This window comes from Candidatus Cloacimonadota bacterium, assembly GCA_020532355.1.
Lineage (GTDB): Bacteria > Cloacimonadota > Cloacimonadia > Cloacimonadales > Cloacimonadaceae > UBA5456.
Genome location: JAJBBD010000323.1, coordinates 1 through 5,304, shown reverse-complemented (window position 1 = coordinate 5,304; position 5,304 = coordinate 1). Strand labels below are relative to the sequence as shown.

At 39.7% G+C, this 5,304-nt stretch carries 5 protein-coding genes and 1 riboswitch; all 5 genes read left to right on the top strand.

Annotated features, from left to right (window positions below; translation table 11 throughout):
• Window positions 1–86: 86 nt before the first annotated feature.
• Window positions 87–275, top strand: a riboswitch (cobalamin riboswitch).
• A 71-nt stretch (window positions 276–346) separates the two neighbouring features.
• Window positions 347–1,585, top strand: a complete 1,239-nt coding sequence (locus LHW48_11080) for a T9SS type A sorting domain-containing protein (GenBank protein ID MCB5260990.1) — start codon at window positions 347–349, stop codon at window positions 1,583–1,585.
• A gap of 169 nt (window positions 1,586–1,754) precedes the next feature.
• On the top strand, window positions 1,755–2,930 hold the full coding sequence (locus LHW48_11075) for a PAS domain-containing sensor histidine kinase (GenBank protein MCB5260989.1): 1,176 nt from the start codon (window positions 1,755–1,757) through the stop codon (window positions 2,928–2,930).
• A 57-nt stretch (window positions 2,931–2,987) separates the two neighbouring features.
• The gene (locus LHW48_11070) at window positions 2,988–3,458 is read left to right on the top strand and encodes a PTS sugar transporter subunit IIA (protein ID MCB5260988.1); all 471 of its coding nucleotides are present in this window, start codon (window positions 2,988–2,990) and stop codon (window positions 3,456–3,458) included.
• On the top strand, window positions 3,415–4,374 hold the full coding sequence (locus LHW48_11065; protein MCB5260987.1) for a PorV/PorQ family protein: 960 nt from the start codon (window positions 3,415–3,417) through the stop codon (window positions 4,372–4,374). The genes LHW48_11070 and LHW48_11065 overlap by 44 nt, the downstream gene beginning before the upstream one ends.
• A 14-nt stretch (window positions 4,375–4,388) precedes the next feature.
• A partial coding sequence (gene glyS, locus LHW48_11060) for a glycine--tRNA ligase subunit beta (GenBank protein MCB5260986.1) occupies window positions 4,389–5,304 on the top strand: 916 nt, incomplete at its 3' end.

Below are 5,304 nucleotides of genomic sequence, written 5' to 3'. Positions count from 1 at the left end.
TCTTAATAATGATACTCATTAATTAAGGAAAAACGTTTTTGATGAGGCTTGATTTTTATCTTGACATCATAGTAGAATTTATAATTTGGAATGTGTGACTTGATGGTGCTAATACAGGTAATAGGGAATTCGTTAAACGAAGCGGTCTCCGCCACTGTATGCAGCATTAAGGTGCAAGAAGTCACTGTCCCAATAAGGATGGGAAGGCTTCTTGGAGCTATTTATATAGCACACCGCTGTGAGCCAGGAAACCTGCCAGCAAGTATGAGTAAAATCCCCGGAGCAACGGGATGTTTCTCGCAAAAAGTTCATCTCAAGTCACAAATTATTCATGAGGTGAACAAAAATGAAACGTTACTTATTGATATGCATAATCTTGATGGTTAATGCTTTCTCCACTTATAGAGCGGAAGTAATCTTTGTAGTTAACTCTCAATCTCGCACTCTAAGCCGAATAGATTTGGCAACAGATAGCGTGCAAAATTCATTCAGCATTTTGGGGAATATACCTAATAAAATGTTGGTTGGGCACGATTACCTTTATGTTGTAAATTCTGGTGACAATTCAATAGGCAAAATAAATAAGACGAGCGGCGTAAATGTAGGTAATTATTTTGTAGAGCTAGGAGCTAACCCCTGGGATATGGTACGATTTGGTGGGCATTTTTATATAAGTGGCTTGTTTAGTTCCAAAGTATATAAAATGAATGCTAATTCGGGGTTGATAGAAGATTTTGTGATGGTAGGAACTGCTCCCGAAGCATTGGCAGTAGTAGGCAACAAACTATATGTAGCCAATGCGGGCAACTATTTACAGAATTATGCTGGCTCCTCAGTATCGGTTATAGATCTAAGTAGCTTTGAGGTTATTGATACTATACCAGTTGCCGCCAATCCACAATATTTAGTGATGCGAGACAACCTCTTGCATGTATCCTGTACCGGAAACTGGGCGGAAATTGGAGGGATGATTTATGTTATCGATACTATTGTAGACGAAGTTGTGCATCAGATCGATTTGGGTGGAACTCCGGGCAATATTTTTTTTGATGATCACGGATCTGCCTGGGTGGCAGATAGTTCCGGCGAAGTACTTTATAAGTACGATGCTCAAAACTTCACATTGATAAATGGCTTTAATAATCCAATAATGAACGGTGGATCGGACATTTGTGGCAATTCGGAATTTATGGCAGTTTTGGTTCCAAACTGGGGAACAAACTCACAAGTGGATTTATATCGTGATGATTTTAACTTTTGGAAAAGCTACGGTGTGGGCATGATGCCTACAGATCTAAAATTGGGAGATTCGATAATAAGCAATGAAGATGATGTCTCAAGTCCTCAAGTAATGCATCTGTTTCCTAATCCAGCACAAGTGGGAGAGATAATAAAAGTTAAAAGCAACATCATTAGCAATGGCATGCTGGATGTATATAACATAAGAGGACAAAAAGTTTTCGATACACCGATAGAAGGATCCGAGGCAGAGTTTTCTACTCGATCATTGTCTGCTGGAGTATATTTGTACAGATACCAGGATAAAGAGTCCTCAATAACGGGTAAGATAGTCCTTAGTAAGTAACTAGAACATAAGAATTTACTCAATCTGTTAAAGGCGATCAGCAAGAAAATGGCGATAATGCATACATTGAGAAGAGATCGTGCATGTCCATTCAACACTGGGGATATTGCTGGTGCTCACAGTAACATGTTTCTTGACAATATTTAAAAGTTCTGTATACTTGACATCTATGGAGAAAATAGATAATCAATATGCCAAAGATGTACATGTATTGCGGCAAGTGCCACAATTGCATGGTATAAGCCCGGAGCTTGTGCCAAATTTGATGCATAACCTGCCGGGCATGGCTTACAGATGCAGAAACGACTCCAAGTGGTCTATGCTATTTGTATCTGAAGGCAGCTTGGAACTAACTGGTTACGATGCCAACGAGCTATTGAATAATGCGGTACTAAGCTACAATGATTTGATCCATCAAGAAGATAGGGATTTGGTTCGCAAAGCAATAAATGATGCTGTAAAGAACCGAAAACAATTTCAGATTGAGTACCGGATTACACATCGCAGTGGAGAGCTTCGCTGGGTTTTGGAAAAAGGCAATGCGGTTTACGACAAACAATACCATCCCACATGTTTGGATGGATTCATAACAGATATTACCGCTCGCAAAAATGCCGAGGAGGAAGTAAAACGAGTAGCTAATAATCTTTCGGAGCTAAATGCAACAAAAGATCGCTTTATTTCGCTATTAGCACATGATCTTCAAAACCCCGTATATGCCATCATCTCGCTTTCGGAATTTGTGGCAGAGAACTTTTCTAGTTTTGGCAGGGCGGAAGTGGAGGATGCTTTATTGCAGGTTCATAATGCAGCAAGAGGAATCTATACACTTCTAGAAAACCTTTTGGATTGGGCGCGTTTACAAGTTGGTCAAATCTCTTGCCAGAAAGAATTTGTTTCTTTGATAAAGAGCATAAACTACGCTATGGATCACTATCGTAAATCGGCAAATCAAAAGGGCGTAGCGATGGAATTTGTGCATGAAGAAGATGTATTTGTAGAGAGTGATCTGAGGTTGTTGACATCCATTTTACGCAATTTAATATCTAATGCAGTGAAATATTCATATCCTAAGAGCAAAATCTGGGTGAGCTTAAGTTCCCACAAGGATTGGGCAGAAGTGTGTGTATCGGATAACGGGATGGGCATTTCGCGGCGTCATTTACAAAATATATTTAGGATAGACAACGATTTTCGGCAATATGGCACAGCAAATGAATCCGGAAGTGGTTTGGGTTTAATTTTGGTCGATAGTTTTGCTCGTATATTAGGGGCAAGAATCTCAGTAGAAAGCAAGCTAAACCACGGCAGCAAGTTTTATCTGAGGTTGCCAAGGAAAATTTGATTGACGTTGAAACCGTATTCAAAAACAATGCCCCTTAACATAAAACCATGGTAGGATATGAATACATTATTCAAACCAGAACTAGTACGCATTGTGAATGCGTTTAAAAACAAAAGCGATTGTTTGGAATATATGGCAGAGCTACTTTCTATCAGCGGCTGCTTAAGTTTTCCAGATCGCTATCTTGCGGCTGTTAAAGGACGTGAAGAAATAATGAGTACTGGAATAGGCAGGGGAATTGCAATTCCCCATGCGCGTGATTTAACAGTCAACTGCCTGCAGATTGCTGTGTGCAGAATATTTGCTGAGCTCGATTTCCAATCTGTGGATAACGAGCCAGTTCATTTGGTGTTTATGATTGCGGTTCCTCAAAATTCGAATCAGGAATATATGAGGATATTGCGCAGTTTATCGGAGTATCTGCGCAAGGATGAGAATCGCGCAATTTTGTTAGGGGCCACCTCAGATCTGGAGTTATATAATTATGTACATGAAATGGAAGATAATATTAACGCTATTCTTGCTTAGCGTTATTGTACCAATGCTTGCCCAAAACGAAAAAGCTGGAAGTACTGGGTTTGATACCTTAAAACTGGTTTACGGAGCTCGCACAGCAGCAATGGCTGGCACAGGGATAGGTATACCTGGCAATCATGAAGCCATGAACCTAAATCCAGCTACAAGCTTACGCGCTCCAGATCATGGTTTGAGCACTACATTTTTAGATCATTTTGTGGGTAGCGCAGGAGGTGGAATCAACTATGTATATCCAAAGAACATCTATGAAGCTTGGGCTATGAGTTTGAGCTATTGGAACAGTGGCTCTATCGATCGCACTGAAATTAGCGGCACAGGAGAGCTTATTGAAACTGGGGAAACATTTGGCGCTAGTAGCATGATTCTTGGTATATCTACGGCAAGATTCATTAGTCCGGCATTGGATATTGGCGGAAGCTTAAAAATGATTTATGATAGTATAGATAGTAAGTCTGCCAGTGCAGTAATGGTAGATTTGGGTATTTTGCACCATACGGCAAACCCCAAAATAAAAGTTGGTGCCTCGATACGTAATTTAGGTTTTCAAACAACATATTATACGGACACAGAGTATAAAGAACAACTTCCTCTAAACTATGGTGCCGGTATTTCCATGCAGATGAATGATAAGCTCTTAGGTGCTTTAGATATAAACAAAGCCATCGGCGAAAATATACTGGTGAAATTAGGCTTGGAGTACTTAATAAATAAGGCATTTTCACTTCGAGCTGGCATTAAGAGTAATGCCAGAGATTATAATGTGGGCGGCACAATGGGTTTAACCGGAGGAGGGAGCTTAGGCATAGGCTGGAAAGTTCGCAATTTCAACTTGGATTATGCTGTGGTATCTTATGGGGACTTGGGATTAACAAATCAACTTAGTTTAAGATATAATTTCGGGAACTGAGAAAGGATAGATTGTTGCACTCTTTTTTGTTTGAATTGGGAATAGAAGAGCTGCCAGATAACGTTATAGTACCAGCGATAAGCAGCATCGATGATTCTTTTAAGAAACTTTTGCAAGAATATGAATTGGTTTGTAACAGTATTGTACTGGGTTCTACTCCTCGTCGTCTTTCCATTACGGTAAATGGATTGCCTGCCAAGCAAAATGATGCAGAGGTGTATAAGATTGGCCCATCCATCAATATTGCATATGATGACAAAGGAGAACTAAGCAAGGCAGGGTTGGGCTTTTTGCACAAAAGTGGGGCAAAACCAGAAGATGTATTTGTAGAGAAAACTAAAAAGGGTGCATTTGTTGCTGTGCGCTTTATGCAAGCTGGCAAAGATGTTAAAGAAATCTTACGAGAATGGATTCCGGAAGCAATAAATCAGATTCCCCTGCCTAAGAAGATGGTATGGAATCAAAAAGACCTTGCTTTTTCCCGACCTATTCGTTGGATTTTGGCATTGTGGGATAAAGAAGTATTAAACTTGGAATATATGGGCATTACTGCAAACCGAGTTAGTTATGGGAATCGCTATCTGGGATTGGATAGAACGCTTAAGATAGAATCTGTACAAAGCTATGAAGAGACTTTGGAACTTAACAAAGTTTTAGTCAATCGAGAGCGACGCCGAGAGTTGATCCTGGATCAGTTTGCAGAGTTATTTAAAGACTCGGATGATCAGGTTAAACAAGATGAACGATTATTAGATACAGTATGCAATCTGATAGAGTATCCTCATGCAGTAATAGGTGAGTTTTCACAGGATTTTTTACAGCTTCCGGAAAAGATAATAACCTCTACCATTAGTCAAAACCAAAAATACTTTTCTGTGTATCGGGACAACGGTAATCTGAGTAATAAGTTTGTATTTGTATCTAATGGAG